Annotated in this window: 28 protein-coding genes, 3 tRNA genes and 1 riboswitch; of the genes, 5 read left to right on the forward strand and 26 right to left on the reverse strand. The window is 60.2% G+C overall.

Annotation, left to right across the window (positions count from 1 at the left end; genetic code table 11):
* Positions 1-60: 60 nt before the first annotated feature.
* The 4 genes from rlmM to BWI76_RS22960 form a co-directional block, all read right to left on the reverse strand.
* Entirely contained in the window at positions 61-1161 is a 1101-nt protein-coding gene (gene rlmM, locus BWI76_RS22945; protein WP_004124420.1) for a 23S rRNA (cytidine(2498)-2'-O)-methyltransferase RlmM, read from the reverse strand.
* Positions 1154-1549, reverse strand: a complete 396-nt coding sequence (locus BWI76_RS22950; protein ID WP_004105073.1) for a DUF423 domain-containing protein — start codon at positions 1547-1549, stop codon at positions 1154-1156. Before BWI76_RS22950 ends, rlmM begins: the two co-directional genes overlap by 8 nt.
* A gap of 19 nt (positions 1550-1568) precedes the next feature.
* Positions 1569-2486: a glycine cleavage system transcriptional regulator GcvA gene (gene gcvA, locus BWI76_RS22955; RefSeq protein WP_004114967.1), complete on the reverse strand. Its 918-nt coding sequence runs from the start codon at positions 2484-2486 to the stop codon at positions 1569-1571.
* 353 nt (positions 2487-2839) lie between these two features.
* Positions 2840-3064, reverse strand: coding sequence for a YgdI/YgdR family lipoprotein (locus BWI76_RS22960; RefSeq protein ID WP_004132801.1), 225 nt, complete (start codon positions 3062-3064; stop codon positions 2840-2842).
* Positions 3065-3262: 198 nt separating this feature from the next.
* Between BWI76_RS22960 and csdA the strand changes: the two genes are divergently transcribed.
* The gene (gene csdA, locus BWI76_RS22965) at positions 3263-4468 is read left to right on the forward strand and encodes a cysteine desulfurase CsdA (RefSeq protein WP_004132800.1); all 1206 of its coding nucleotides are present in this window, start codon (positions 3263-3265) and stop codon (positions 4466-4468) included.
* The gene (csdE, locus tag BWI76_RS22970; protein ID WP_004132798.1) at positions 4468-4908 is read left to right on the forward strand and encodes a cysteine desulfurase sulfur acceptor subunit CsdE; all 441 of its coding nucleotides are present in this window, start codon (positions 4468-4470) and stop codon (positions 4906-4908) included. Before csdA ends, csdE begins: the two co-directional genes overlap by 1 nt.
* Positions 4909-5047: 139 nt before the next feature.
* Here csdE and tcdA read toward each other — a convergent pair whose 3' ends face one another.
* Both tcdA and mltA read right to left on the reverse strand, forming a co-directional pair.
* Positions 5048-5857 carry a tRNA cyclic N6-threonylcarbamoyladenosine(37) synthase TcdA gene (gene tcdA, locus BWI76_RS22975; protein WP_004133704.1) on the reverse strand — a complete coding sequence of 270 codons (810 nt, stop codon included), beginning with the start codon at positions 5855-5857 and terminating at the stop codon, positions 5048-5050.
* Positions 5858-5962: 105 nt separating this feature from the next.
* Entirely contained in the window at positions 5963-7060 is a 1098-nt protein-coding gene (mltA, locus tag BWI76_RS22980; protein WP_004124438.1) for a murein transglycosylase A, read from the reverse strand.
* Positions 7061-7271: 211 nt separating this feature from the next.
* Here mltA and BWI76_RS22985 point away from each other — a divergent pair.
* The 3 genes from BWI76_RS22985 to BWI76_RS22995 all read left to right on the forward strand — a co-directional run bounded on the left by BWI76_RS22985 (position 7272) and on the right by BWI76_RS22995 (position 7593).
* A tRNA-Met gene (locus tag BWI76_RS22985) sits at positions 7272-7348 on the forward strand.
* 47 nt (positions 7349-7395) lie between these two features.
* Positions 7396-7472: transfer RNA gene (locus tag BWI76_RS22990), tRNA-Met, on the forward strand.
* A gap of 44 nt (positions 7473-7516) precedes the next feature.
* Positions 7517-7593: transfer RNA gene (locus BWI76_RS22995), tRNA-Met, on the forward strand.
* A 100-nt stretch (positions 7594-7693) separates the two neighbouring features.
* On the opposite strand, the gene cobT is transcribed toward BWI76_RS22995, so the two are convergent.
* The 20 genes from cobT to pocR form a co-directional block, all read right to left on the reverse strand.
* Positions 7694-8749: a nicotinate-nucleotide--dimethylbenzimidazole phosphoribosyltransferase gene (cobT, locus tag BWI76_RS23000; protein WP_049085253.1), complete on the reverse strand. Its 1056-nt coding sequence runs from the start codon at positions 8747-8749 to the stop codon at positions 7694-7696.
* Between the two features lie 74 nt (positions 8750-8823).
* Entirely contained in the window at positions 8824-9369 is a 546-nt protein-coding gene (gene cobU / locus BWI76_RS23005) for a bifunctional adenosylcobinamide kinase/adenosylcobinamide-phosphate guanylyltransferase (RefSeq protein WP_064371632.1), read from the reverse strand.
* The gene (locus BWI76_RS23010) at positions 9363-10886 is read right to left on the reverse strand and encodes a cobyric acid synthase (RefSeq protein WP_064371633.1); all 1524 of its coding nucleotides are present in this window, start codon (positions 10884-10886) and stop codon (positions 9363-9365) included. Before BWI76_RS23010 ends, cobU begins: the two co-directional genes overlap by 7 nt.
* Positions 10883-11698 carry an energy-coupling factor ABC transporter ATP-binding protein gene (locus BWI76_RS23015; protein ID WP_004133686.1) on the reverse strand — a complete coding sequence of 272 codons (816 nt, stop codon included), beginning with the start codon at positions 11696-11698 and terminating at the stop codon, positions 10883-10885. Before BWI76_RS23015 ends, BWI76_RS23010 begins: the two co-directional genes overlap by 4 nt.
* An 8-nt stretch (positions 11699-11706) precedes the next feature.
* Positions 11707-12384 carry an energy-coupling factor ABC transporter transmembrane protein gene (locus BWI76_RS23020; RefSeq protein WP_049085251.1) on the reverse strand — a complete coding sequence of 226 codons (678 nt, stop codon included), beginning with the start codon at positions 12382-12384 and terminating at the stop codon, positions 11707-11709.
* Complete coding sequence (locus BWI76_RS23025; protein WP_004133685.1) at positions 12371-12652, reverse strand: energy-coupling factor ABC transporter substrate-binding protein; 282 nt, start codon at positions 12650-12652, stop codon at positions 12371-12373. The genes BWI76_RS23020 and BWI76_RS23025 overlap by 14 nt, the downstream gene beginning before the upstream one ends.
* Position 12653: 1 nt before the next feature.
* Positions 12654-13391 carry a cobalt ECF transporter S component CbiM gene (cbiM, locus tag BWI76_RS23030; RefSeq protein WP_004124457.1) on the reverse strand — a complete coding sequence of 246 codons (738 nt, stop codon included), beginning with the start codon at positions 13389-13391 and terminating at the stop codon, positions 12654-12656.
* A complete protein-coding gene (locus BWI76_RS23035; RefSeq protein WP_004133682.1) occupies positions 13388-14101 on the reverse strand; it encodes a cobalt-factor II C(20)-methyltransferase in 714 nt (237 codons plus the stop codon). Before BWI76_RS23035 ends, cbiM begins: the two co-directional genes overlap by 4 nt.
* On the reverse strand, positions 14098-14892 hold the full coding sequence (gene cbiK / locus BWI76_RS23040) for a sirohydrochlorin cobaltochelatase (RefSeq protein ID WP_004133681.1): 795 nt from the start codon (positions 14890-14892) through the stop codon (positions 14098-14100). The genes BWI76_RS23035 and cbiK overlap by 4 nt, the downstream gene beginning before the upstream one ends.
* Positions 14893-14902: 10 nt before the next feature.
* Entirely contained in the window at positions 14903-15682 is a 780-nt protein-coding gene (locus BWI76_RS23045; protein WP_004133679.1) for a cobalt-precorrin-6A reductase, read from the reverse strand.
* Positions 15679-16404, reverse strand: coding sequence for a precorrin-3B C(17)-methyltransferase (locus BWI76_RS23050; RefSeq protein ID WP_004124467.1), 726 nt, complete (start codon positions 16402-16404; stop codon positions 15679-15681). Before BWI76_RS23050 ends, BWI76_RS23045 begins: the two co-directional genes overlap by 4 nt.
* Positions 16404-17459, reverse strand: coding sequence for a cobalt-precorrin 5A hydrolase (cbiG, locus tag BWI76_RS23055; protein ID WP_004133670.1), 1056 nt, complete (start codon positions 17457-17459; stop codon positions 16404-16406). The genes BWI76_RS23050 and cbiG overlap by 1 nt, the downstream gene beginning before the upstream one ends.
* Complete coding sequence (locus BWI76_RS23060) at positions 17440-18213, reverse strand: cobalt-precorrin-4 methyltransferase (protein ID WP_004124472.1); 774 nt, start codon at positions 18211-18213, stop codon at positions 17440-17442. Before BWI76_RS23060 ends, cbiG begins: the two co-directional genes overlap by 20 nt.
* The gene (locus BWI76_RS23065) at positions 18206-18775 is read right to left on the reverse strand and encodes a decarboxylating cobalt-precorrin-6B (C(15))-methyltransferase (protein WP_004133665.1); all 570 of its coding nucleotides are present in this window, start codon (positions 18773-18775) and stop codon (positions 18206-18208) included. Before BWI76_RS23065 ends, BWI76_RS23060 begins: the two co-directional genes overlap by 8 nt.
* Positions 18765-19370 carry a cobalt-precorrin-7 (C(5))-methyltransferase gene (locus BWI76_RS23070; RefSeq protein WP_004133663.1) on the reverse strand — a complete coding sequence of 202 codons (606 nt, stop codon included), beginning with the start codon at positions 19368-19370 and terminating at the stop codon, positions 18765-18767. Before BWI76_RS23070 ends, BWI76_RS23065 begins: the two co-directional genes overlap by 11 nt.
* Complete coding sequence (gene cbiD, locus BWI76_RS23075; protein ID WP_004133661.1) at positions 19364-20503, reverse strand: cobalt-precorrin-5B (C(1))-methyltransferase CbiD; 1140 nt, start codon at positions 20501-20503, stop codon at positions 19364-19366. Before cbiD ends, BWI76_RS23070 begins: the two co-directional genes overlap by 7 nt.
* Positions 20500-21132: a cobalt-precorrin-8 methylmutase gene (locus BWI76_RS23080; RefSeq protein WP_004133657.1), complete on the reverse strand. Its 633-nt coding sequence runs from the start codon at positions 21130-21132 to the stop codon at positions 20500-20502. The genes cbiD and BWI76_RS23080 overlap by 4 nt, the downstream gene beginning before the upstream one ends.
* A gap of 10 nt (positions 21133-21142) precedes the next feature.
* Positions 21143-22102 (reverse strand): adenosylcobinamide-phosphate synthase CbiB, encoded by a 960-nt coding sequence (gene cbiB, locus BWI76_RS23085; RefSeq protein WP_004133656.1) that lies wholly within the window; start codon positions 22100-22102, stop codon positions 21143-21145.
* A complete protein-coding gene (locus BWI76_RS23090) occupies positions 22099-23478 on the reverse strand; it encodes a cobyrinate a,c-diamide synthase (protein WP_004133655.1) in 1380 nt (459 codons plus the stop codon). The genes cbiB and BWI76_RS23090 overlap by 4 nt, the downstream gene beginning before the upstream one ends.
* 87 nt (positions 23479-23565) lie before the next feature.
* Positions 23566-23734, reverse strand: a riboswitch (cobalamin riboswitch).
* A 287-nt stretch (positions 23735-24021) separates the two neighbouring features.
* On the reverse strand, positions 24022-24933 hold the full coding sequence (gene pocR / locus BWI76_RS23095; RefSeq protein WP_004133653.1) for a transcriptional regulator PocR: 912 nt from the start codon (positions 24931-24933) through the stop codon (positions 24022-24024).
* Positions 24934-25057 lie beyond the last annotated feature (124 nt).

Consider the following 25057-nt stretch of genomic DNA (forward strand, 5'->3'; position numbering starts at 1 on the left):
GGCTATTTGCAGCGCCGGATAGCGGCTTAACACCTTATCCGGCCTACAAAAGCGGGCAAACTAGCGTTCGTCGCGGCGACCGCCGACGGCAGCCCACAGGCGGCGAACGTGAACCGTTACCTCTTCGCGATCGTGATACAGCTGGCGTGCCTGGATCTGCGCGTTGATACCGTGCTCGTCGAGCTGTTCCTGGATATAGGCCAGGTTGCGCGATAGCTCTTCGTAGCGTTTTTTCATCGGCAGCTTCAGGTTAAAGATGGTTTCGCGGCACCAGCCGTTCACCAGCCACTGCGCCATCAGCGCCGCCACTTTCGCCGGCTTCTCCACCATATCGCACACCATCCACGAGATGTTGCTGCGCGTCGGGCGATACTTGAAGCCGTCTTCACGCAGCCAGGTCACCTGCCCGGTATCCATCAGGCTTTGCGCCATTGGACCGTTATCCACCGAGGAGACCCACATATTGCGTTTCACCAGCTGATAGGTCCAGCCGCCGGGGCAGGCGCCGAGATCCACCGCGTACATACCGTTCGCCAGGCGCTCATCCCACTCATCCGCCGGGATAAAGACGTGAAACGCCTCTTCCAGCTTGAGAGTCGAACGGCTTGGCGCATCGGACGGGAACTTGAGGCGCGGAATGCCCATATAGAACGGCGAGTTGTTGTTAGACAACGAATAGCCGGTGTAGCAGCAGCCCGGCGCGATAAAGAATACGTGGACCACCGGACGTTTTGGCGTTTCATAGTTGGTCAGCACGCCCGCCTCGCGCAGCGCCGCGCGCAGCGGTACCGTAAACTTGCGGCAGAACTTCATCAGCTCTTTGCTTTCGTTGGTATCGGCCACTTCCACGCGCAGCTCGCCGCCCTTCTCCACCACGCCCTGCAGCATACCGACGATCGGGGAAATCCGGTCTTCCGGCGGCAGGTCACGCAGCAGTTCGCCAACCACAAACATCTGGCGGGCAAACACCAGCGAGCTGAACGGCAGTTCGCGCACCAGCTTTTCGCCGTCTTCGGCCTGATAGCACTCAAAAATCACATAGCCGGAGTCGTCTTTGACTCGGGCAAAACCAAACACCTCAAGGCGCGAGGCCTTATCGGTAATTTCTGCTGCGCACTCTTTCTCAAACCCAGGGCGACAATAGAGGACAACTTTATTCATGAACAACGCCCTTACGTTTCAGACGAATTGCACCAATTAACATTAATACCCAACCGGCGAGGAAGCAGACGCCCCCGACCGGCGTAACGAACGCCCACAGGCGTAAATGCGAGAGCGCCAGACAGTAGAGGCTGCCGCTAAAAAGAACGGTACCGAGCGCCATAAAGACGCTGCTCCAGTAAAACCAGATGCTGATGCGGCGCTGCATCGCCACCGCCAGGCCAAAGATCGCCAGCGTATGGAATGCCTGATACTGCAGGCCGGTGTGGATCCAGCCCATTTCCGCAACGCCCATCGTTTTACTTAAAACGTGCGCGCCAAAAGCGCCCAAAGCCACAAAGATAAAACCGCTTATCGCGGCGAAAATCAGCATAAAACGGCTGGTCATGTGTTTACCCTACGATGATTTATTGTTCATAACGAAAGCGAAATTTTTCTTGTTCATTAGCCGCTTTTGCCAGAATCCACTGGCGGAAGGCGGCTATTTTACCCAGTTCTGCCTGACTGTCATGACAAACGAGATAAAACGCATTCTTACTGACCAGAACATCATTAAACGGACAGACCAAACGGCCTGCCTCAATCTCGGACTGCGCCATCACATTGTTGGCCAGCGCAACCCCCTGTCCATGGATTGCCGCCTGCAGCACCATTGCGCTGTGGCTAAAGATAGGTCCCTGTTGAACATTGATATGGTTTAGACCCAACTGACGGGTATAAGTTTGCCAGTCGCGGCGGGAAGCGTCGTGCAGCAGGGTATGTTGCGCCAGATCGGCAGGCGTTTTCAACGCTTTATCACCGGTGAGCAACAGCGGGGAACACACCGGGAGCAGATATTCGGCGTACAGTTTTTCCACCCGCAGCCCCGGCCAGTTGCCGCGGCCGTAAAAAATCGCCACGTCGACATCGTCGGCCAGCTTATCTTCCTGACGGTCCACGGCCTGGATTCTGACGTCGATTCCCGGATAAGCTGAGTTAAAGCTTGTGAGTCTCGGCACCAGCCACTGAATGGCAAAACTGGGGAGCATACTGACGGTTAAGGCCCCTTTTGCGCTTCGCGCCTGAAGCTTGCGGGTCGCCTCGGTGAGCTGCGAGAAAATCTCTTTAATATCCTGAAAATAGCTCTGCCCCTCCTCTGTCAAAAGAAGAGAACGATTGCGTCGACGGAACAGCTTGAGGCCGAGGAAATCCTCCAGGGACTTGATTTGGTGGCTGACTGCGGCCTGCGTCACAAAAAGCTCATCGGCGGCGCGAGTGAAGCTAAGATGACGGGCGGCAGCATCAAAAACACGTAATGCATTCAGAGGTGGCAAACGCTTGGACATAGTTATTCTGGCTTAGATGTTAAGGCAATTTAACAAACAGGAAACAATAGTTAACCTATTAGTTTTTTTTATCTGAGCTATTATAATTTGTCCGTTGAGCTTCTACCAGCAAATACCTATAGTGGCGGCACTTCCTGAGCCGGAACGAAGAGCTTTTTTTGGAATGCGTGTTCCAACAAGCTTTTGGCTTACGGTTGTGATGTTGTGTTGTTGTGTTTGCAATTGGTCCGGGTTTGCGGACCATGGTAGCGAAGCTACCCCTTTTCACTTCCTGTACATTTACCCTGTCTGTCCATAGTGATTTAATGTAGCACCGCACTGCGCGGTGCTTTTTTTTGCCTGCTAAAAACCAATTACTTATCCAGCTCTCCCAGCTGTTTTACATCAGAACGGTTGATCTGCTGCTTGTTACCCCAGGCATCTTTGTACGAAATCATGCCAGTATCATTATCCGTTTGCGGTTTGCCGTCGGTCACGATGGTGCGCCCATCGTTGGTATGCATCACGTAGTTAGAGGAGCAGGCGCTCAGGCCGAGGGTCAGCACACAGGCAGAAATAATTGCGGCAGTCTTATTCATTTTCATCTTTCTCTCCTTTCGACTATTTATACTGTTTATGATTCGTTCTGTACCAGGTTAAAACGCAAATCCAACACTATTCAGCATAACCATCTTTTACCCCCCCGAAGTCATATTCAGAAAATTCCAGTCGTTAGCACAAACCTTGTATCACCCGCCGATTTGCGCGACGATCCTGGTATCGATACGAGGAATCTCATGAACGCATTCAACCCCGTCCAATTTCGCGCCCAGTTCCCGGCGCTGGCCGACGCCGGCGTCTATCTTGATAGCGCCGCGACAACGCTCAAACCGCTGGCGGTCATTGAGGCCAGCGACCAGTTCTATCGCCTCAGCGCCGGCAACGTCCACCGCAGCCAGTTCGCCGCCGCCCGGCAGCTAACCGAACGCTATGAAAACGCGCGCGAACGCGTGGCGGCGCTGCTTAATGCCCCATCCGGCGAAGATATCGTCTGGACGCGCGGCACCACCGAAGCCATTAATATGGTGGCGCAGAGCTACGTGCGCCCGCGGCTGAAACCCGGCGATGAGATTATCGTCAGCGAAGCGGAGCATCACGCCAACCTGGTGCCGTGGTTAATGGTTGCAGAGCAAACCGGCGCGCGGGTGGTGAAGCTGCCGCTGGCGGGCAACCGTCTGCCGGACGTGGCGGCGCTTGGCGCGCTCATCACGCCGCGCAGCCGGGTGCTGGCGATTGGCCAGATGTCCAACGTCACCGGCGGCTGCCCGGACCTGGCGCTGGCGATTCGCCAGGCCCACGCTGCCGGGATGGTGGTGATGGTCGACGGCGCGCAGGGGGCGGTGCATTTCCCGGCGGACGTCCAGGCGCTGGATATCGACTTTTATGCTTTTTCCGGCCATAAGCTCTACGGGCCGACCGGCATCGGCGCGCTGTATGGCAAACGCGAACGGCTGGCGGAGATGTCGCCGTGGTTCGGCGGGGGAAAAATGATTACCGAAGTCACCTTCGACGGCTTCAAAACCCAGCCCGTCCCCTGGCGCTTCGAGGCCGGGACGCCAAATATCGCCGGGGTGATTGGCCTGAGCGCGGCGCTGGAGTGGCTGGAGGAGACGGATATCGCGCAGGCGGAAAACTGGTGCCGCGGCCTGGCCACGCTGGCGGAAGACGAGCTGGCGAAACGTCCGGGCTTTCGCTCGTTCCGCTGTCAGGATGCCAGCCTGCTGGCGTTTGATTTTGACGGCGTTCACCATAGCGATATGGTGACGCTGCTGGCGGAATCGGGTATCGCGCTGCGCGCCGGTCAGCACTGCGCTCAACCACTGCTGGCGGCGCTTGGCGTCAGCGGCACTCTGCGGGCCTCCTTCGCGCCTTATAATACGCAAGACGATGTTTACGCGCTGGTGCACGCCGTTGACCGCGCTCTGGAAATTCTGGTGGACTAATGACGACTTCTCACCCTTTTGGAACCCGCATCACCGAAGAGACTTTACGCCAGACGTTTACCCCGCTCAGCCAGTGGGAGGATAAATACCGTCAGCTGATTTTACTGGGCAAGCAGCTTCCCGCGCTGCCGGACGACCTGAAAGCGCGAGCCAAAGAGATTGCCGGGTGTGAAAACCGCGTCTGGCTGGGATATTCCGTTGATGCCGAGGGCAAGCTGCATTTCTTCGGCGATAGCGAAGGCCGTATCGTGCGCGGCATGCTGGCGGTGCTGTTGGCCGCCGTTGAAGGTAAAAGCGCCGCCGAGCTGCTGGCGCAGGATCCGCTGGCGCTGTTTGATGCGCTGGGGCTGCGCGGCCAGCTGAGCGCCTCGCGCAGTCAGGGACTCAACGCCCTGAGCGAAGCGGTGCTCGCCGCCGCCCGCGAGGTTTACGCTCTTTGAAGTAGCCCGGACAGGCGCAACGCGCCGCCTCCGGGGAAAGCGCCTGCTGCGGAAAGACATTTTTGCGATGGCGCCCGTGAACAATCCCGGAGGCGGTGCTGCGCACCTGTCCGGGCTACCGTCTTGCCGCAATGAGGGCCTACGCCGTCAGCCGCTCCGCCTTCGCCAGCATTTTCTTCAGCGCGTGGGAGACGGCGACAAAACCAAAGGTCGCGGTTACCATCGTCGCGGCGCCAAAGCCGGATGCGCAATCCATTCGCTTCGGCCCCTCAGCGGTGCTTTTCATCGCGCACACGCTGCCGTCCGCCTGCGGATAAACCAGCGCTTCGGTGGAAAACACGCAATCCACGCCGAGCTTACCTTTGCTGTTCTTCACCACCCCGAACTGGCTCTTCAAACGCTCGCGCAGCTTTGCCGCCAGCGGATCCTGGATGGTTTTCGCCAGATCGGCGACCTGAATTTGCGTCGGATCGATTTGCCCGCCCGCGCCGCCGGTGGTCACCAGCGGAACCTTATGGCGACGACAGTAAGCGATTAGCGCCGCTTTCGGGCGCACGCTGTCGATGGCGTCAATCACGTAGCTAAAGCCAACGCCAAGATACTCGGCGACGTTTTCCGGGGTGACGAAATCGTCCACCACCGTGACCCGGCACTCGGGGTTGATCAGGCGAATGCGCTCCGCCATCACCTCGGCTTTCGCCAGGCCAACGTTACCGCCAAGCGCGTGGATCTGACGGTTGGTGTTGGTCACGCAGACGTCATCCATATCGATAAGGGTAATCGCGCCAATCCCGGTTCTCGCCAGCGCTTCCGCCGCCCAGGAGCCCACGCCGCCGATGCCGACCACGCAGACGTGCGCGTCGGCAAAACATTGCAGCGCCTTTTCACCATATAAACGCGCCGTGCCGCCAAAACGCTGGCGCCAGGCATCGCTGATTACAACAGACATAAAACCTCAGAATAAGTGGATATTCCCGGGCCGCGGCGCAAGCGCCTTACCCGGGCTACCGTAGCCCCGGTAAGCGCAGCGCGACCGGGGAAAAGAACATGAGTACTAGCCGCTAAAGACGTTGCCCGCGCCCGGCGCGTTTTTCAGCACCCATACGCGGCCATAGTGGTTATACCAGCCGGCACGGTGTCCGGCATCCGGACCAATGCCCTGGTAAATATCGAAGTGCTGGCCTTTAATCGCGCCGCCAACGTCAAGGGCCACCATTAAACGCAGCTCGTACTGGCCGTTGAACTTACCGTTATTGTCCAGCAGCGGCACTTCCGCCAGCAGCGTGGTGCCAGCAGGAACAATGGAACGGTCGGAGGCCACCGACGCGCGGCCAATCAGCGGCACCGCGCTGGCGCCTTTCACCGGCGCGAAGGACTGCGGTTTAAAGAAGACGAACGACGGGTTCTGCTCCAGCAGTTCTCGGACTTCCGCCTCGCTGTGCTTTTCGCCCCATTCGCGGATCGCCTGCATCGACATATCTTCGCGCTTCACTTCGCCGCGGTCGATCAGCACTTTACCGATGCTGTAATAGGGCCAGCCGTTTTTCCCGGCATAGCTGAAGAAGTTCAGCGGCGAACCGTCGCCAAAGTCAATGTAGCCGCTGCCCTGCACGTCCATGATGAAGTTATCCATCAGCGAGTTGCTGTAGGCCAGGATGTAGTTGTCGCTCAGAGCGCCGGCGTAGATGCTGGCGCGGGACGGCAGCTTGCCGCGCTTCGGCGGCATCCGGTAAATCGGGTACTGGAACTCGCCCTGGCGAGTATGACGCGCCTGCACCACCGGCGTGTAGTAGCCGGTAAACTGAACGTTACCGTAGTTATCCGTCCCCTGCATCTGCCAGGCGTCGATACCAAACTGGCTCAGCGTGCGGGTGTCGCCGCCGGAACGCAGCCACTCCTGAATCGCATTGTAGACGTTGCTCTGGCTGGTATAGAGACGCGGAGAGGCGCTACGAATCTGCCTCACCTGCTCGGAGAAGTCGCCGGCGTTAATCGGCGAGCCGACCGCATCAGGTTGGTTAACCAGTGAAAACGGCTGGGTGAGTTTACCTTCATTATACTGCTGACCGCGATCGGTCGGTTTTGAGGAACAGGCGGCCAGCATTGCCAGCATCGCGCCTGTTACTGCATATTTTGCCCAACGTCCTTTCATGGTATCTCTTCTTTATGCTGCTAAGCCTGGGTGCGTGATGAAGATAACAAACCGCCAGGGCTAATGAAATGCGCTTAGGCACCGCAAAGGCAGTTTTGCGCAAAAAACAAGCGGGAAGTGCTTCTGTATGCACCATTTTTTACAAAATCGACGATTTCTGTCAAAAAGGGTTGCATCAAAACGTTAGCGGAGTATAGTGCGCTTCCACGGACGCGGGGTGGAGCAGCCTGGTAGCTCGTCGGGCTCATAACCCGAAGGTCGTCAGTTCAAATCTGGCCCCCGCAACCAATTAAAATCAGAGAAGTAACGTTACTCGATGGAAGAGTAATGACGGACGCGGGGTGGAGCAGCCTGGTAGCTCGTCGGGCTCATAACCCGAAGGTCGTCGGTTCAAATCCGGCCCCCGCAACCAATTAAAATCTGATGCAAGTTTACTCGATGAAGAGTAAAGACGGACGCGGGGTGGAGCAGCCTGGTAGCTCGTCGGGCTCATAACCCGAAGGTCGTCGGTTCAAATCCGGCCCCCGCAACCAACATCATAAACACCCTCAAGGGTGTTTTTTTGTTTCTGCGCTCCGCAAAATCTTATGCCTGATTCAGGGAACGGCGCAGCGCCGCTCCCTAATGCCTTTCTCAGCCCTTCGGCAAAACAATATTGCTCGCCGCCAGCATGCCCATCTCGTGGTACATCGCGCAGGCCGCTTCCACGATCGGCATCGCCAGCGCCGCGCCGCTGCCTTCGCCCAGACGCATCCCCATATTCAGGTAGGGCTCCAGTTCGAGATGCATCAGCGCCGTACGCGCGCCCTTCTCCGCCGAATAGTGGGACGGGATTAGATAGGGTTTCACTTCCGGCGCAATTCGGCACGCCGCCAGCGCCGCCGCGTAGGAGAGGAAGCCGTCGAGCACCACCGGCAGGCCGCAGGAGGCCGCGCCCAGCATCACGCCCGTCATCCCCAATAAATCAAAACCGCCCACTTTCGCCAGCACGTCCAGGCCATCATTCGGGTCGGGTCGATTGACGGCAATTGCCCGACGCACCACCTCCACTTTGTTAGCGACTTTCGCCAACGGCAGATTAGCGCCAATCCCCACCACCTCCTGGGCATCGCTGCCGGTCAGGACGCTGACAATCGCCGCCGCCGGGGTGGTATTCGCCATCCCGAGCTCCCCGACGCCGAACAGCGTCACGCCATCCTGCGCCAGCCCTCGGGTATAGCGCATCACCTCCAGCAGCAGCTCTTCCGCCTGGCCGCGGCGCATTGCCGGACCGACGGCGATATTGCCGCAGCCGCGCGCCACGCGCATGTTGATAACGCCCGGAATAAGCTCGGCATCGATCCCGACGTCAATGACGTGCACCTTCGCGCCCGCCTGCGCCGCCAGTACGCAAACGCCGGTTTTGCCTAGCGTCATATTCGCCGCCTGAATCGCGGTGACCGCTTTCGGCGAGATGGCGACCCCTTCGTCCCACACGCCGTGGTCGGCGCACATCACCAGCAGCGCCTTCTTTTTCACCTGCGGGACGCCGTCAAGGCCGGGCATGCCCGCCAGCTGTACGGCAAGATCTTCAAGGCGTCCAAGGCTTCCGGGCGGCTTCAGCAGGCCGTCAATATGAAGCCGGGCGCGCGCCATCGCGTTTTCATCAGGCGCAGGGATCGCACCCAGTAGAGAGGTTAAGCTTTGCATAGAGGTTCTCGTCATGTTGGCTGGCTCAGGGCAGAGCCAGCAGGAAGAATAACTCCCGGTACGGAGCGCCTGATTTACTTGATTTTCACACCGATGCCCGACACCACCAGCCAGACGTCGTCCGCCGCCGCCGCAAGACGCTGGTTGACGCGCCCGGCGATGTCGCGGAAATGGCGGGCCAGACGATTCTCCGGCACAATCCCCATCCCCACTTCGTTGGTCACCAGCACCACGCGGGCCGGACAGCGCTGGCAGGCGGCGATCAGGACGTCGATTTCGGCGTCGATCGCCCGTTCCATCGCCGCATAATCCCAGCCGTCCGGTGCGCTGTCGCCGCCCAGCGCAAACAGCAGGTTGGTCACCATGGTGGTGATGCATTCCAGCAAAATCGCCTCTTGCGGGGCGATATCCGGCGTTATCAGCTCATCAAGCTGCTGCCAGCGCTCGGCGGTGCACCAGTGTGCGGGCCTGCCGTCGCGGTGGTGCTGGATCCTCGCCGCCATCTCGTCATCAAAGATCTGCGAGGTGGCGATGTACAGTACCTGCGGGGCATGGGCAATCAGCGCTTCGGCATGACGGCTTTTACCGCTGCGCGCCCCGCCGGTGACTAAAGTCAGCATATGGGCTCCTGATGCTGGCGCATGATGGCGTAGATTTTTTCGATATCGATATGCTGGCGCATCGCGTCGGCCAGCAGATCGAACTGGCGGGATTTATACTGCGCATATTCGAAATCGCTATCCAGCGCCGCCAGCCCTTTACGCTGGCGCAGGCCGTTAACCAGCGCGCGGGTAAATTCATCGCTATCAAACAGGCCGTGCAGATAGGTGCCAAACGCCAGGCCGTCATCGCTGACCGCGCCGTCCGCTACGCTCAGCCCGTTTTTATGGAGTTGCATCAGCGAACGGCAGCCGTCGCGAAGCTCGGTTTCGCCCATATGGATCTCATAGCCGCGTACGGCCAGCCCCGCCGTTGCCGCCAGCCACGCCGGCAGCCCTGGGGCCAGGGTCGCCGTCACCTGGGTCGTGGTTTTGTGCTGCGCAAAGTGGGTGACGGTATTGAGCAACCCCAGCCCCGGCTGCGTGCCAAGCCCCGACTCCACCTCATCAATAATGGTTTCGCCGAGCATCTGGTAGCCGCCGCAGATCCCCTGCACCGGTACGCCATGACGCCGGGCCTGCAGTACCGCGTGCGCCATACCGCTTTCGCGCAGCCAGCGCAGATCGCCGAGCGTGTTTTTACTGCCCGGCAGGATAATCATATCCACGCCCGCCAGCTCCTGCGGCTGGCGAACGTAGCGGACGCGGACGTCCGGCTGCGCCGCCAGCGCGTTGAAATCGGTAAAATTGGCGATGTGCGGCAGCTGAACCACGGCAATCTCAATGTCGCGCCTGTCGGTGCGCAGATATTTACCTTTTTGCAGCGCCACGCCGTCCTCATCTTCGAGATCGACGTCCAGCCACGGCATCACGCCGAGCACCGGGACGCCGGTGAGCGCTTCTATCTGCTCGATCCCGGAGTAGAGCAGCGCCACGTCGCCGCGAAATTTGTTGATAATCACCCCCTTGACCCGCGCGCGCTCGTGGCCGTGCAGCAGCGCGAGGGTGCCGTAGATAGAGGCGAATACGCCGCCGCGATCGATATCCGCCACGAGGATCACCGGGCACTGCGCCATCTCGGCCATGCCCATATTGACGATGTCGCGATCGCGCAGGTTGATCTCTGCCGGGCTGCCCGCCCCTTCCAGCACCAGCACATCATGTTCGGCGGCCAGGCTGTTATAGACCGAGAGGATCTGTTCGCGCAGGCGCGGCTTATATTCGTGATAGCTCACCGCGTCCATATCGGTCGCCACCTTGCCCATCAGCACCACCTGCGCTTTGCGGTCGCTGGTCGGCTTGAGCAGCACCGGGTTCATGCGCACATCCGGCGTAATCCCCGCCGCTTCGGCCTGGAAAATCTGCGCCCGGCCCATCTCTTTGCCATCCGGCGTAATACCGGAATTGAGCGCCATATTCTGCGATTTAAACGGCGCGGTGCGCTGACCGTCCTGATAAAAAATACGGCACAGCCCCGCGACCAGCACGCTTTTACCGACGTCAGAAGCGGTGCCCTGTAACATAATTGCCAGCGTCATGACGCCTCCTTCATCGCGTTGCTTCGCATCCGCGTAAAAAATTCTTCTTCGGTTTTACACAGCGGCAGCCCGAGCTGCGCGTGCAGCTTCACCAGCCACGGCTGGGTAAGCCCGGCCTGGGCCATCAGTTCGCTGCGGGCAAACACCTCGCCGGGTTCGCCGTGCGCCAGCACTTCGCCGCGGCGTAACACGTAAACCGCATCGCTAACTTCATAGATCAGATCGATATCGTGGCTGGAGATCGCCACGTGGTTGCCCCGATCGGCAATGCGCTTAATGATGTCGATCATCTGCGCGCGCCCCGAGGGATCGAGCCCCGCCGTCGGCTCGTCGAGCAGTAAGTAGCGCGCCTGCAGCACCAGCGCCCCGGCTATCGCCACGCGCTTTTTCTGCCCGTGGCTCAGGCACTGAATCGGCTGGTGACGAAACCCCTGGGCATCGACGAGAGTCAGCGCATCGTCCACCCGCCGGGCGATTTCCTCTTCCGCAACCCCCAGGTTACGCAGGCTAAAGGCAATATCGCTGTCGATATCGGTATAGAAGATTTGCTGGTCCGGGTCCTGAAAAACGGTCGCCACCTGCTGGCGCAGCGCCAGCAGGCCGCGCTTGCTGTAGTCCAGCGGTTTTCCTTGCCACTGCACCGCCCCGCTCTGCGGGCGCAGCAGACCGCTCAGATTCATAAACAGCGTCGATTTTCCGCAGCCGTTCGCCCCCACCAGTCCGGTCACCGCGTGATGGGAAAAATCCAGCGTCAGCCCCTTCAGCACCGGCTCGTCCTGATAGCGAAACCAGAGATCGGTCGTGGCAAGCATACTTATCCTTAGAGGTGAAAATCACCCTGATACAGTTTGATATCCAGCGTGGTGCTCATCTGCTGGTAGCGGATCATCACCCGGGTAAACAGCAGTCCTACCAGCATGGCCAGCGAACGATAGCCCTTCGGCACGCTACGGTAGCCAAAACGTAATGTTTGCGCACGGTGAATCGCCAGCGCTTCGTCTAACAGAATAAAAATAAAGCGCCAGGTCAGCAGGATTTGCTCGGTCAGCAGCCGCGGCACCCGCCCACGCTTGAGCAGCACAATAAGCTGCGGGAACGGCAGATTCAGCACCAGCCAGAAGGTGGACGCCAGCGCCGCCAGGCTGCGCCAGAAGGTCTGATTGGCGGTCGTCAGCCCCTCCGATGTGATGCCCAGCCGGACGCCGCCCAGCGGCAGGCTCACCAGCAGATCCTGCGGATCGCGGCTGACGCTAAACAGAATGGTCAACACCCCGATCAGCAGGAAGCCAAACGGCAGCGCCATCCAGCGGCACCAGCGCCACGGCGAGACCCGCAGCAGCCAGCAGGTTAAGGCGGCAATCAGCGCCATTTCGATACCCTGCCCCAGCGGTGGCAGGGTAAAGGCCAGCCCCATCAGCAGCAGCCAGAACAGGAACTTGCGCTCCGGCGCGACGTGAAACCAGCGGCTCTGGTAGCTGAGTCGGTCAAACCCGGTCATCACGGCGCTGTCTGCCTTTGCTGTAGCCCAGAATATAGAATATCACCGCCGCGCCAAGAGAGCCCTGGAGCGTAAACAGCAGGCTCTCAATCTCCCCGCTTGCCGGTTCATACAGCGGCTGGAACCACGGCTCATAATGCGGCGCGACCACCTGAATCTGGCTCTCCGCCTCGCCGTCCGAGCCGCCAAACTCGCCGCCGTGATCGACAAAGAACGGCAGGATCACCAGCGCCACCACCATGGCTAACAATATCAGCGTCTTTTTCATGTTAATGCCCCTGTGCGGTAATTAGCTGACGTTTGGTCAACTGGTCGTAGATCATGACGGTTAACAGCCCTTCAGCAATGGCGATCGGGATCTGGGTCAGGCAGAAGATCCCCATAAACTTGACGATCGAGCCGGTCGCGCCGGCAGTCGGATCCGGGAAGGCCACGCCGAGCTGGACCGAGGTGACAAAGTAGGTCACCAGATCCGCCAGCATGGCGCAGAGAAACACCCCGACATCGCGACGAATGCCCGCGCGGCAGGCCATTTTCCATACCATATAGCCGACCACCGGCCCGATGACCGCCATCGACATGCCGTTCGCGCCGAGCGTCGTCAGCCCGCCGTGCGCCAGCAGCAGCGCCTGGAACAGCAGCACGATGGCCCCAAGGATCGCCACCACGCCCGGCCCGAAGAGAATCACCGCCAGGCCGACGCCGGTCGGGTGCGAACAGCTGCCGGTGACGGAAGGAATTTTCAGCGCCGAGAGGACAAAAATAAACGCCCCGCACAGCGCCAGCAGCACCTTCTGGTTATTATCTTCCTGCACGATACGGCGCAGGCGAACCAGCCCGTACCACAGGCAGGGTAAAAACAGCAGCCACCACGCCAGGGCCCACATCGGCGGTAAAAACCCCTCCATGATGTGCATCGCGAAAGCCTTTTCGGGCACCACTATCAGCAATAGCGCCGCAGCTAAGCCGCTGAAAGACAGCTGTTTTAGCTGTTGTTCAAGTTTCATTCTGCATACTCCCACTGTTTGTTGACCAGAATGGTCGAGAAATAGGGCAGCGGCTGGTCGTCGCTGACTTCAGTCAAATGACGCCAGCACTGCTCGCCCGGCAGCGTGGCTTCGGACATCATCAGCGCGGCATCCAGCAGGCCGTTTTTCGCCAGCAGCGCTTTGATGCGGGGAAAGCGCCCGTAGACTTTCATCAGCACCAGGCTTTCATGCTGGCGCAGCGCCTGCTCGATTTCCGTTTCCGGCGCGGTGCAGGAGATCACCGCCAGCGACTGCTGTTCCATGGCCAGCGGCGTTTTTGAACGCGCGGCAATGGCGGCGAAAGAGGTGACGCCGGGCACAATCTCCAGCCACTCCGGGCAGCCGATGCGCTGGAGTAAGAACACCCAGGTGCTAAACAGCATGGCGTCGCCAAGGGTAATAAACCCGACCTGCTTGCCCGCTTCCACTTCCTGAACCAGCGCGGCGGCGACCTCGTCCCACACCGCCTCTTTTTCCGCGCTGTCGGCGCTCATCGGGAAATGGCAGCAGCGCACTTCGGTCTGTTCGCCGATATATTCGCGCACGATGGAGAACGCGAGGCTGTCGCCGCCTTTACGTCCGGCGGGCGCGTAGAGAATGTCCAGCGTGCCCAGCACCCGCGCCGCGCGCACGGTGATCAGATCGGCGGCGCCGGGGCCGGTGCTCAGGGCGTACAGTTTGCCGCTCATGCCGCCTCCTCCATCGCCAGGCTCAGCGCCTGCCGCAGGTGGGCGACAAACATCGCGCGCACCGCCGGATTCTCTCCCAGTCCGTTCAGCCACGGCGTCGCCGTGATACCGGCGGCGTTGAACAGCGTTTTCCAGGAATCCTCTTCGTCCGAGGCCATATCGTTAATGGCGTGATCGCCGGCCACCAGCATCAGCGGCATCAGGTGCACGCCCTTCACCCCCTGCTGGCGCAGGCTGTCGATAAGAATATCGACCTCCGGATAGCTCTCGACCGCGCCGACCCGCGCCGGAAACCCCTTCGCCGTCATCATATGGTCCAGGCAGGCGTAGGCGGCGAAAGCGTGATGGCTGGCGCCGTGTCCCATAAAAACTACCGTTTCATCGGCGGCAAGCGGCGGCATCTGCTGGCGCAGCGCCTGCATCAGCTGGACGTAATCGTTATGGCTGCTCAGCAGCGGCGCCCCCAGCGTCAGGCGGAGGAACAGCGGGCGCAGGCTTTGCACTTCGCGGACGATCTTTTCATACTCATCGCCGTTGATAATGTGCAGCGACTGAATCGCCACATCCTGGTAGCCCTGCTCGGCCAGCTTCTGCAACGCCTGCAGCGGGGTATCAATCTCAATGCCGTCGCGCTGTTTGAGCTTGCGGATAATCATCCCGGAGGTAAAGGCGCGAAACGTGTCGCGGTCCGGGCAGCTGGCCGCCAGCTCGCGCTCGCAGGCGACGATGTTTTTTTCACAGGTGTCGGGATAGCTGGTGCCAAAACTGACCACCAGAAGCGCTTTTTTCATTTCTGACTCCTTAAGCAGCGGCCAGCCAGCGCGCTAAGCGCCGGGCAAAGGCAGCCTGACTTTCCAGTAATTCTTCACCGGTCACCAGCGGCGCCGGGCGCGTAATCACGATGCAGGGGATACCGGCATCCAGACAGGGTTGTACTTTTTCCTGATAGCCGCCCTCGGCGCCGGAGGCCTTGGTGATCACCACATCGGCCCGGCACTGGCGGTAGAAAGCGGCGTTGAACTCGGCGCTGAACGGCCCACACAGGGCGAAGATCTCGCCAACGCCGAACCCCAGCGCGGCGCACTGCGCGATGACATCGGCTACCGGCAACACCCGGGCCAGCAGCGTTTTTTCGCCTAATCCCGCCCGCCAGCGCGCCAGATCTTTGCTGCCCGTGGTGAGCAGCACGCGCGGACCGAAGCGCCGCGCGACCTCGCAGGCCTGTTCAATGCTCTCCACGGTATAGAGCAGCGGATGCGTCAGGCCGCTCAGCTGTTCAGGGCGCTGATAGCGGCTCAGCAGCACGCCGGCGGTTTCACAGGCCCGGACGATATTGCGGCTTACCGCTTCGGCGTAGGGGTGCGAAGCATCGATCACCCAGCGGGTCCGGTTGGCCTTCAGCCAGGCGATCATCTCCTCCGGCTCAAGACGCCCGCAGCGCACCCGCCCGCGAATATCGCCCGCCAGCTGCTGGCCGGTCGGTGTCGCCACCGACAGGGTGTAGCGAACCTGCGCCGCGTCAAGCTGCTGGCACAGCGCCCGCGCGTCGCTGGTTCCGCCGATCACCAGCACCTCACTCACAGCACGTAGCCCCGCGGGGTGATCATCAGGCCATCCTGGATATAGGTCGCTTTATTGCCGACGATCACCAGGCTGGTCATATCGACCGGTTCAAAATCCATTTCCCCTAAGGTGGTCAGCCATTTCTCCTGCTTTTTACGTCCGGCGGACTTCACTACCCCCACCGGGGTCTGCGCGCTTTTGCTGGCCGACAGCAGCTCAAAAGCGCGCGCCAGATGCCCTTCGCGGCCGCGGCTGCGCGGGTTGTAAAAACAGATCACGAAGTCGGCTTCCCCGGCGGCGACAATGCGCTTTTCAATCACCGGCCACGGGGTCAGCAGGTCGCTGAGGCTGATATGGCAGAAGTCGTGCATCAGCGGCGCGCCCAGCAGCGAGGCGGCGGCGATGCTGGCAGTCATCCCCGGGATCAGGCGAACTTCCACATCCAGCTTCTGCTTGCTGACCAGCTCAAGCACCAGTCCGGCCATGCCGTAAATACCGGCATCGCCGCTGCTGATCAGCGCCACGTTATGCCCGGCCTGCGCCAGCTCAATCGCCGCCTGGCAGCGTTCAATCTCTTTGCACATCCCGGTTTTGATCACCTGCTTATCGCCGGTAAAGGCTTTCACCAGGTGGGTGTAGGTTTTATAGCCAACGACGATTTCCGCCGCCTGCAGCGCCTCAATGGCCTCCATGGTCATCATTGACTGCGAGCCAGGGCCGATTCCGATTACGCTTAACATCAGTGTGAAACTCCCAAAGTAATAGTGACGCCCTGTTCGCGCAGGGTTTCGCCCAACAGTTGCCCATGGCTCAGCAGCCAGGCCGCCGGGCCGGATACGCTCCCCACGCCGACGGTGTTTCTGACGAACGATGAAGCGGGAAAGTGATGCTCATGCTCGCGCAGCGCATCAGCGGTAAAGGTTTCAAACGGCACGCGGCAGCAGGAGGCCAGCTGAATCAGCCCCTGCTCGTGCTTCTTCAGCGTGACGCTGCCGATGGCTTTCAGCGCCAGCGGATCGAGGCGCTGCGCCTCAAGCTGGCGCGCCAGTAGCGTCGCTAACAGCGGGAATGGCGTATCGCGACGGCAGCCAATTCCGGCGACCACCCGCTGCGGTACCAGCTTCCAGTGCGGCACGGCGATCGCCGGCAGTTCGTTGCGCAGGGTGACGCAGACCAGCGCGTCCAGCTCAGGAAGCTGGTGCAAATCGGTCACGGTGATAAATCCACGCCGGTCGCAGCGGCTGACGTCTTCATCCAGCTCGTCGTCCCACCACAGGCCGACGCGCTGATGGCTGACCAACATCTGGTTGACGGTTTTCACCGCCGCGCGGAAGTCGACCATTCGGGCATTAAGCTGGAACGCCAGGGTATCCAGCGCCGCCATCTCGTTGACGTCGGTGGCGGTGGTGATCACCGGATCGGCGCCGAGCATCCCGGCCAGATAGCGGCTCAGGGCATTTGCGCCCCCCGCGTGGCCGGAAAGCAGGCTAATAACGTGCTGGCCGCGCTCGTCAATCACCACCACCGCCGGGTCGCTGAACTTGTCATTCACCAGCGGGGCCAGCACGCGTACCGCGATCCCGGTGGCGCCGATGAAGATCAGCGCCGAATAGCTGCTGAAGGCCTCGCGCGCGGCGCTGGCAAAACCGTTTTCAAAGGGAAGAAACCCCTCCTCCAGCAGCTTCTCGCTGGTAAAACAGGTTAACGGCAGCATCGCCGCCAGCCGTTTCGCCAGCCGGACGCCGCCTGGGGTCAGGCAAAAAAGCGCGATTGATTCAGGCTTTACGGTATTCATGGCTAAAGTCCGCCGCGTAGAGTTTTGAGTAGTGATACTCAGAGCCCAGGAAATTCCCGACCAGAATGAGCGCCGTTTTGCGGATCCCCGCCTCGCGCACCTTGTCGCCGATATCCGCCAGGGTGCCGCGTACGGTCTGGCTTTCCGGCCAGGTCGCTTTATAGATCACCGCTACCGGCGTGGTTGCCGGGTAACCGCCTTCAATCAGGCGCTCCGCTACCCGATGAATACGCTGCACGGAGAGGTAAATCGCCATCGAGGTCTGGTGGCTGGCAAACGACTCAAGCTGCTCGCGCTCCGGCACCGGCGTGCGCCCTTCGAGGCGGGTAATAATCAGGCTCTGGGAGACTTCCGGGACGGTGTATTCGACGCCCAGCTCCGCCGCGGCGCCCAGAAACGCGCTGACGCCCGGCACCACCTGCCAGTCGATGCCGCGTTTAGTCAGCTCTTCGCCCTGCTCGCGTACCGAGCCGTACAGCGACACGTCTCCGGTCTGTAAACGCACCACCGTTTTCCCGGCGTTAACCCCGGCTTCCATCAGGTCGAGAATTTGCTCCAGATGCAGTTCGGCGCTGTCGTGGCACTCAGCGCCAGGCGGACAATACTCCAGCAGCTCGGTGTTTATCAGCGACCCGGCGTAGATCACCACCTGGGCCTGCTGGAGCAAGCGGTAGCCCTTGAGGGTAATCAGCTCACGGTCGCCCGGCCCTGCGCCAACGAACCACACACTACGGGGATCAAATGTCTCAGCCATGGTTTTCTTCCTTCTGACAGGCGATAACAAAAACGGGATTATTCGGTTTGAAATAGTGGCCGCTGCCAAGCGTTGTCAGCGCTGAAACGTTCAGCTGCAGGCAATCAACCTGTTCGATTCCCTTCAGCCGCAGATAGTCGAGAGCGGCGTTCAGGTTCTCCTGGAGGATAAAGGTCATCACCAGACGACCGCCGGGGTAGAGCTGCTGCCACGACCAGTCAATGAGCGCGTCGAGGCGGCCGCCGCTGCCGCCCATAAAAATGGCATCGGCGCGTTCGGTGATCACCATCGGCGCTTCGCCGGGCAGGATCTCAATGTTGCCGCAGGCGAAATGCTGGCGGTTTTCGTCCAGCAGCTGCAGGGCCGCGGGGTTGCGTTCGACCGCCGTCACCTGCAGCGAGGGATACTGCAGCGCCGCCTCAATTGACACGCTGCCGGTACCGGCGCCGATATCAATCAGGTGGCTTGCCCGGTGCAGTTCAAGTTTGGCCAGCGCCAGCGCGCGAACCGCCTCTTTGGTCATCGGCACCTTCTCGCCGCGCAGAAAAAGCTCATCTTTCATCGAGGATCACCACCGCGTTCATCTCATATTCACCGTCGACCTCACTGACCGGTAGCCAGCGGATCCGCTCGTTATCCATCGCCAGATTTTCGCCAATCACCATCCAGCGATACCCTTTTCCCCGCGCCGCCAGCTGGGCGGCGATTTCCCGCGGCCCGCAGCGCCCGTCGGTCACCATCGCCACCTTGCGCTGGCGCGCCAGCTCATCAAAACAGACGTCTCGCCCGTGGCTGCTGGTCAGCCAGATATCGTTCATATCGATACCGGCCTTCGCGCAGAGATACTGCACCGCGCTGATGCCGGGAATAATGCGCACGCGATCGATGCCAAAGTGGGCTATCAGCCGCGTACCGATGCCGTAAAAGAGCGGGTCGCCGGAGGCCAGCACCACCACCTTCTGCGCGTCACGCTCGCCGAGCCAGACCAGCAGTTCGGCGATATTGGCCCCCAGCGCAAACCGTTCGCCGTCAAACTCAGGGAACTGCTGCAGATGCCGCTTGCCGCCCACCAGCGCGTCCGCACTGGCGACCGCGTCCCGCGCCGCCGGCGTCATCAGATGCAGGCCCGACGGGCCCATGCCAACCACCGTTAACATGACATCTCCCGCGCAATCTCGGCGATCGGCCGATTGCTGCCGAGGACCTTGTTATCAAAGGAGAACATGATGGCGTCGCAGACGGGCGGCGCTTTGGTAAAGCGCAGCATCTGCATCACCCGCAGGCAGATGCGTTCGGCAAGATGGTGATAGATATGCTGAAAACCGTACGCGTCGATGTGCTCCATCGCCGCTTCGGTGGTATCGCATTCGCTCACCAACTGCAAAAGCGCCAGCGGCGCGCCCAGCAGCGCCAGATGCGCGACCAGGGTTTCCATCCGCGCATCGGCGATATGGCTGTGGGTGTGGAAGATCCCGGCGGCGACTTTAATCAGCTTGCCAGGGTGGCCGATCAGCACAATCTGGCGGAACCCGAGGCGCACGGCCTCTTCAATCATGTAGCCGACGAAGTTGCTCATGGTGACCACCACCTGCGAATCGATGCCCATCTGCTCGCGGACGAAGCGCTCGCCGTGGTTGCCCGGCACCAGCACCACTCGCTCCAGCCCCGCCGCGCGCTTAATTTCCAGCTCCAGCGACAGCGAACGCTTCCAGCTCTCCTCCGACATCGGCGTCACGATACCGGTGGTACCGATAATCGAGATGCCGCCCAGGATCCCGAGCCGCGAGTTATAGGTTTTCTGCGCCCGCGCCTCGCCTTCCGGGGCGAAAATCTCGACTTCGGCCCCGCGCGACGGGCCTATCGCTTCGCGCACCGCCGACTCAATGGTATGGCGCGGAGTGCGGTTAATCGCCGGGCTGCCGATGGGCAGGCCGATGCCTTTGCGGGTGACCGTGCCGACGCCTTCGCCGCCGCGCAGGGTAATCTCGCCGGAATCGTCGAGCGTCACGCGGGCAAAAATCAGCATCCCGTGGGTGGCGTCAACATCGTCGCCGCCGTCTTTACGAATGGCGGCGATCGCCTGCTGCCCTTCGACGTGCGGCGACTCGACGTTAAGGCACAGGGTGACGCCGGAAGGGGTAACAATGGAGACCTGATGAATCAGATGCTGGCGCATCACCATCAGCGCTGCGACCTTGGCTGCCGCCGTCGCGCAGGATCCGGTGGTATAGCCTTTGCGCAGCGCCTTGCCGTTATGCCACACCGGGGTGTCAAAGGATTGCTCGCTCATCGCGCCCCCTGTAAGTGGTACAAAATGGCGTTGACGATGGCGGCGGCGACGTTGCTGCCGCCTTTACGACCCAGCGCGGCGATACCCGGCAGGCCACTCTGCGTCAGGGCTTCTTTCGACTCCGCCGCGCCGACAAAACCGACCGGCACGCCAATCACGCCGTTGACCGCGACGTCATGCTCCAGCAAACGAAACAGCGCGGTGGGCGCATTGCCGAAAACAAACACCTTCTCGCCCTCTTCGGCGACCGCGATATCGACCGCCGCCATCGAGCGGGTCATCCCCTGCGCCTTGGCCTCCGCCACCACCCGCGGATCGCTGATATAGCAGCGGCACTCGCCGCCGAATTTCGCCAGCAGGGTTTTATTGATCCCGGAGAGCGCCATGGTGGTATCGGTATAAAGCGTGCAGGGCTGGCTCAGGGCGGCGCTCAAGCGCGGAAGAACGTCGGGCGAAAACCACAGAATATCCAGCCAGTCAAAATCGGCGGTGGTGTGGATCACCCGCTTGATAATGGCTTCGTGCAGCGGGCTGGCAAAGCGGTAGTCCGGGCGGGTCTGCGCAATAATGTCGCCAATAATGTCGAAGCTTTTCGCCTCAATCGCCTGCGGTTGCTGGATATAGTGCATTCATTTGTCCTCAGGCTGCGCCGACCAGCCAGTACCGGACCGCCATAAACAGCGCCAGCGCCAGGGTCGAAGACACCCACATCAGTCGAATCGTTCGGGGAATATCGTCTACGGAAATATCGCGCGTCGCGTCGCCGATCCACGGCTTCTCCACGCGCTGACCAAAATAATCGTTAGGGCCGCCAAGCCGGATGCCGAGCGCCCCGGCGACCGCCGCTTCCGACCAGCCGCAGTTCGGGCTGCTGTGGTTGTAGCGGTCGCGCCAGCCGATGCGCAGCGCGCGCCCGCCCGCTTCACCGCAGAGGAGAGCGGCGAGGCTAATAAGCAGCCAGCTCAGGCGCGCGGGGATAAAGTTGGCGACATCATCGAGGCGGGCGCTGACCATGCCGATCGCGCGATATTTTTCGTGCTTATAGCCAACCATCGAGTCCAGGGTATTGACCGCTTTATAGGCCATCGCCAGCGGCGCGCCGCCCAGCAGCAGAAAGAAGAGCGGCGCGATAATGCCGTCGACGGTGTTCTCCGCCACCGTCTCCACCACCGCGCGGTTAATCTGCCGCGCTTCAAGCTGCGACGTATCGCGCCCGACAATCCAGGAGAGTTTGATACGGCTCTCCGCCAGATCGCCCGCGCGCAGCGGATGCTCTACGTCCCGCGCCGACTGCGCCAGACAGCGTCCGGCCAGCACGGTGAAAATCATCCATACTTCAACCAGCCAGCCAAGCCACGGATGGACCGCCTGCGCCAGGGTCAGCACGCCCCAGGAGACGCCCCACGTCAGCCCGACCACCACCAGCCACATCACCGCGCCGCCGAGGCGCAGGGCCACATCGCTGTGACAGTAGCGGCGCACGCCGCGCTGAACGGCGGCGATCAGGTTACCAATCCAACGCACCGGGTGCGGCCAGCTCTGCGGATCGCCGATAATAAAATCAAGGAGCCAGGCAACGCCCCAGGCCAGCAGCGTCATAGCGCGCTCCTTGCCGCAGCCAGCCAGTGGTTAAGCATCATGGGACGCTGCGCAAAGTGCAGGTGCAGATAGCTGGCGAACGTGTTGCCCACCTGCCAGCCGCCCGACCACTGCTGAAGGGTGATGCCGTCGCGGACTTTGCGGCAGGCCAGGACCGCCGGGGACTCGGGGGTAAAATCCGAGTAGTGAAACTCGTGCCCGCGCAGGGTTTCGCCGGGCGCCGCCAGCAGAGTTTGCCGCATCGCCCGCGCCTCGCAGTAGCCAAAGCGGGTCAGCCGTTTGCCCATTTTGCTATGGCCGGGAATAAGGTTGGCCATCGGATAGATCTCACCGCTGGCATCTTCAAGGGTGCTGCCGATATACATCAGACCGCCGCATTCGGCGTAAATCGCCACGCCACGTCGGTGCGCCTCCTGCAGCTGCGCCAGCATCGGCGTATTGGCCGCCAGCGCGGCGGCGTGAATTTCCGGATAGCCGCCGCCGAGCCAAATCATCTGGCACGGAGGAAGCTCGCTATCGTGCAGCGGGCTGAAGCGCACGATATTCACCCCGCAGCGCTCCAGCAGCGTGAGGTTATCCGGGTAGTAAAAGTTGAAGGCTTCGTCGTCGGCCAGCGCCAGCGTCAGGCCTGCGCCAGCATCAGGGCGCGGCAGCGGCGGCCACTCCCCGGCGGGTAATGAACTGAGCTGGCTGAGGGTAAGAAGTCTTTCAATATCCAGGGTTTGCGCCAGCATGTGGGCAAAATCGCGCCACGGCTGCTGGTTCACCAGCGACTCGCGGGCGGTAACCAGCCCCAGATGGCGTTCGGGTAACGCCACCCCTTCCACTCGCGGTACGTAGCCGAGCACCGGCAGCCCGCAGTAGCGTTCAATGGCGCCTTTGAGAAGCTGATAATGGGTTTCGCTGTTGACGCGATTGACGATAACGCCCGCGATGTTCAGGCTGGGGTCGAAGTGCTGAAATCCCATCACCGTGGCGGCGATAGAGGTGGAAACCGCTTTGCCATCCACTAGCAGAATAACCGGACAGCCGAGCTGTTTGGCCATCGCGGCGGTGCTGCAGTAGCCGGGGTCGGCGCCGAAGCCGTCATACAGCCCCATTACGCCTTCAATAACCGCGATATCCGCCCGCTGCATCCGTTCGCAAAACAGCGCGTTAAGCACCGGTTCCGGGAGCATAAAGCCGTCGAGGTTGCATGAAGCGACGCCGCTGACGGCGGTGTGCCAGCCGGTGTCGAGGTAGTCCGGGCCGACTTTGTACGGCTGCACCCGCATGCCGCGCTGCTTCAACAGGCTGAGCAGGCCAAGCGTAACGGTGGTTTTACCACAACCGCTGCCGGTACCTGCGAGAATAAATGCGTGCTGCCTGGCTGCCATACCCCGATCCTGTGCCGGGTGGTAGGGCTGCGTGCATTCCCAGTCTTTCGACTGTACGCATCTGAGCAACCCACTTCCCACCGAAGTTGTTGATTATTACCGACAGGCAGGTCTTCTGGCTTAGCGTCGTCCTCCCCCATCCTTCCCAATCCGGTAAGCGGATCAGTGGCTAAATATGGGTTCGTCAGCATCACAGCAGCGGGGGCTGCGGGGGATTCACACCCCCTTCCCTGGCGCCTGTCGGTTTAGTCCGTCGTGATTCGAGCGGGACTGCCCGGCTCGAATGCTTTCATGTACATCTTACGGAAGCTGGATGACTCCCGTCGTTTGCAAAGGATGCTTCATTACGCCGATGGCGCTCTGAAAATCGTTTCAGGTATCACTCTATCCCATCAAATAAATAAAAACTGGTGCAGCTTATCGCTCACTCATTATTATTTTGTTGCGCTATGACAATTTATTGCTCTGAATGAGATATTTTCATTTTATAATGAGCCAGATACGAGGACATATCAAAAATCGGCAATAACAAAATATTGTCATTTAAATTGACTCAGTTTGTGATCTGGCGTTAATTTGCTGGCGATAGGCCTGCGGAGTCACCTGATAAGCCTGGCGAAAAACTTTGCAAAAATAGCTGGTTTGCGAAAATCCTAAATTTCGCGCGATGCTGGCGATGCTCCAGTCGCTGTGGCAAAGCAGCTCTTTGGCGCTCACCATCCGCTGATGGTTCACCCACGCGTTAAAGCCGATTCCCTGATATTTTTTGAACAGCTTACTGAAATAGTAGGGGCTGAGATAAACGTGGGCGGCGACGTCTTCCAGGCGCAGCTCGTCGGATAAATGGGCGTCAATGTAGCGCAGCGCCTTCTTCATTTTACTGTCGTGAGGACTCACCGCCCGGCTGGCGCGCGCGGGTTCAGGCTGCTGCGGATTGTCTTTAATCACTACAAAATTAAGCTGCTTTTTCAGGCAGTTCTCGACGATCAGCTTCAGTAAATCCGCAGAGGCAATCACTCTTGAGTAGTCCATCTCCGGCACGTCGCGGAACGCTTTAAGCAGCTCGGGGTCAGCCTGCCAGCGGTCGTCGACGTTGAGGATATCCACCAGCTCAACGTCATTGCTTAAGCGCACCTGGCCACAAAGCACGAAGCCCACAAGGTGTCCGGCGATAACCAGCGGAATGGAAAAATCGGTTAACCCGGCGTGGCAGCGGTAGATACAGAGCGCATCGGTTTTCGAGGCCTCGAGGCCGCCGCAGCGGTCGCTCATTCGGCAGCGGGTGCTGTGCTGGGGATGCTGGCGCATCAGCTGGCAGAAAGGGGTGAAATTAAACAGTTCGGATATTTCATCACCGTGAATATTGACAACCACAACCGCCAGACTGGTGGCCTGCGCAAAATCCTGTGCGATTTTATTAATGAGTTCTGAGTTCAGTGTGCTCGCAGAAATCATGATAAAACCTCTCAGTTAATTTTTTGTTATAAATAAAACATTTCTTTAATATTCACTTCCTTTCATCATCATTTACCGCCAACGATAAAAGAATATTACGATAGCAAAAGTCTCCCATCCGTGG

The sequence above is a fragment of the Klebsiella sp. M5al genome (genome assembly GCF_002090195.1).
GTDB classification, from domain to species: domain Bacteria; phylum Pseudomonadota; class Gammaproteobacteria; order Enterobacterales; family Enterobacteriaceae; genus Klebsiella; species Klebsiella grimontii.

Coding starts and splice junctions, on each gene's coding strand:
- rlmM (WP_004124420.1), bottom strand. CDS start 1,161: ATGAATAAAGTTGTCCTCTATTGTCGCCCTGGGTTTGAGAAAGAGTGC.
- BWI76_RS22950 (WP_004105073.1), bottom strand. CDS start 1,549: ATGACCAGCCGTTTTATGCTGATTTTCGCCGCGATAAGCGGTTTTATC.
- gcvA (WP_004114967.1), bottom strand. CDS start 2,486: ATGTCCAAGCGTTTGCCACCTCTGAATGCATTACGTGTTTTTGATGCT.
- BWI76_RS22960 (WP_004132801.1), bottom strand. CDS start 3,064: ATGAATAAGACTGCCGCAATTATTTCTGCCTGTGTGCTGACCCTCGGC.
- csdA (WP_004132800.1), top strand. CDS start 3,263: ATGAACGCATTCAACCCCGTCCAATTTCGCGCCCAGTTCCCGGCGCTG.
- csdE (WP_004132798.1), top strand. CDS start 4,468: ATGACGACTTCTCACCCTTTTGGAACCCGCATCACCGAAGAGACTTTA.
- tcdA (WP_004133704.1), bottom strand. CDS start 5,857: ATGTCTGTTGTAATCAGCGATGCCTGGCGCCAGCGTTTTGGCGGCACG.
- mltA (WP_004124438.1), bottom strand. CDS start 7,060: ATGAAAGGACGTTGGGCAAAATATGCAGTAACAGGCGCGATGCTGGCA.
- cobT (WP_049085253.1), bottom strand. CDS start 8,749: ATGCAAAGCTTAACCTCTCTACTGGGTGCGATCCCTGCGCCTGATGAA.
- cobU (WP_064371632.1), bottom strand. CDS start 9,369: ATGCTGACTTTAGTCACCGGCGGGGCGCGCAGCGGTAAAAGCCGTCAT.
- BWI76_RS23010 (WP_064371633.1), bottom strand. CDS start 10,886: ATGACGCTGGCAATTATGTTACAGGGCACCGCTTCTGACGTCGGTAAA.
- BWI76_RS23015 (WP_004133686.1), bottom strand. CDS start 11,698: ATGCTTGCCACGACCGATCTCTGGTTTCGCTATCAGGACGAGCCGGTG.
- BWI76_RS23020 (WP_049085251.1), bottom strand. CDS start 12,384: ATGACCGGGTTTGACCGACTCAGCTACCAGAGCCGCTGGTTTCACGTC.
- BWI76_RS23025 (WP_004133685.1), bottom strand. CDS start 12,652: ATGAAAAAGACGCTGATATTGTTAGCCATGGTGGTGGCGCTGGTGATC.
- cbiM (WP_004124457.1), bottom strand. CDS start 13,391: ATGAAACTTGAACAACAGCTAAAACAGCTGTCTTTCAGCGGCTTAGCT.
- BWI76_RS23035 (WP_004133682.1), bottom strand. CDS start 14,101: ATGAGCGGCAAACTGTACGCCCTGAGCACCGGCCCCGGCGCCGCCGAT.
- cbiK (WP_004133681.1), bottom strand. CDS start 14,892: ATGAAAAAAGCGCTTCTGGTGGTCAGTTTTGGCACCAGCTATCCCGAC.
- BWI76_RS23050 (WP_004124467.1), bottom strand. CDS start 16,404: ATGTTAAGCGTAATCGGAATCGGCCCTGGCTCGCAGTCAATGATGACC.
- cbiG (WP_004133670.1), bottom strand. CDS start 17,459: ATGAATACCGTAAAGCCTGAATCAATCGCGCTTTTTTGCCTGACCCCA.
- BWI76_RS23060 (WP_004124472.1), bottom strand. CDS start 18,213: ATGGCTGAGACATTTGATCCCCGTAGTGTGTGGTTCGTTGGCGCAGGG.
- BWI76_RS23065 (WP_004133665.1), bottom strand. CDS start 18,775: ATGAAAGATGAGCTTTTTCTGCGCGGCGAGAAGGTGCCGATGACCAAA.
- BWI76_RS23070 (WP_004133663.1), bottom strand. CDS start 19,370: ATGTTAACGGTGGTTGGCATGGGCCCGTCGGGCCTGCATCTGATGACG.
- cbiD (WP_004133661.1), bottom strand. CDS start 20,503: ATGAGCGAGCAATCCTTTGACACCCCGGTGTGGCATAACGGCAAGGCG.
- BWI76_RS23080 (WP_004133657.1), bottom strand. CDS start 21,132: ATGCACTATATCCAGCAACCGCAGGCGATTGAGGCGAAAAGCTTCGAC.
- cbiB (WP_004133656.1), bottom strand. CDS start 22,102: ATGACGCTGCTGGCCTGGGGCGTTGCCTGGCTCCTTGATTTTATTATC.
- BWI76_RS23090 (WP_004133655.1), bottom strand. CDS start 23,478: ATGGCAGCCAGGCAGCACGCATTTATTCTCGCAGGTACCGGCAGCGGT.
- pocR (WP_004133653.1), bottom strand. CDS start 24,933: ATGATTTCTGCGAGCACACTGAACTCAGAACTCATTAATAAAATCGCA.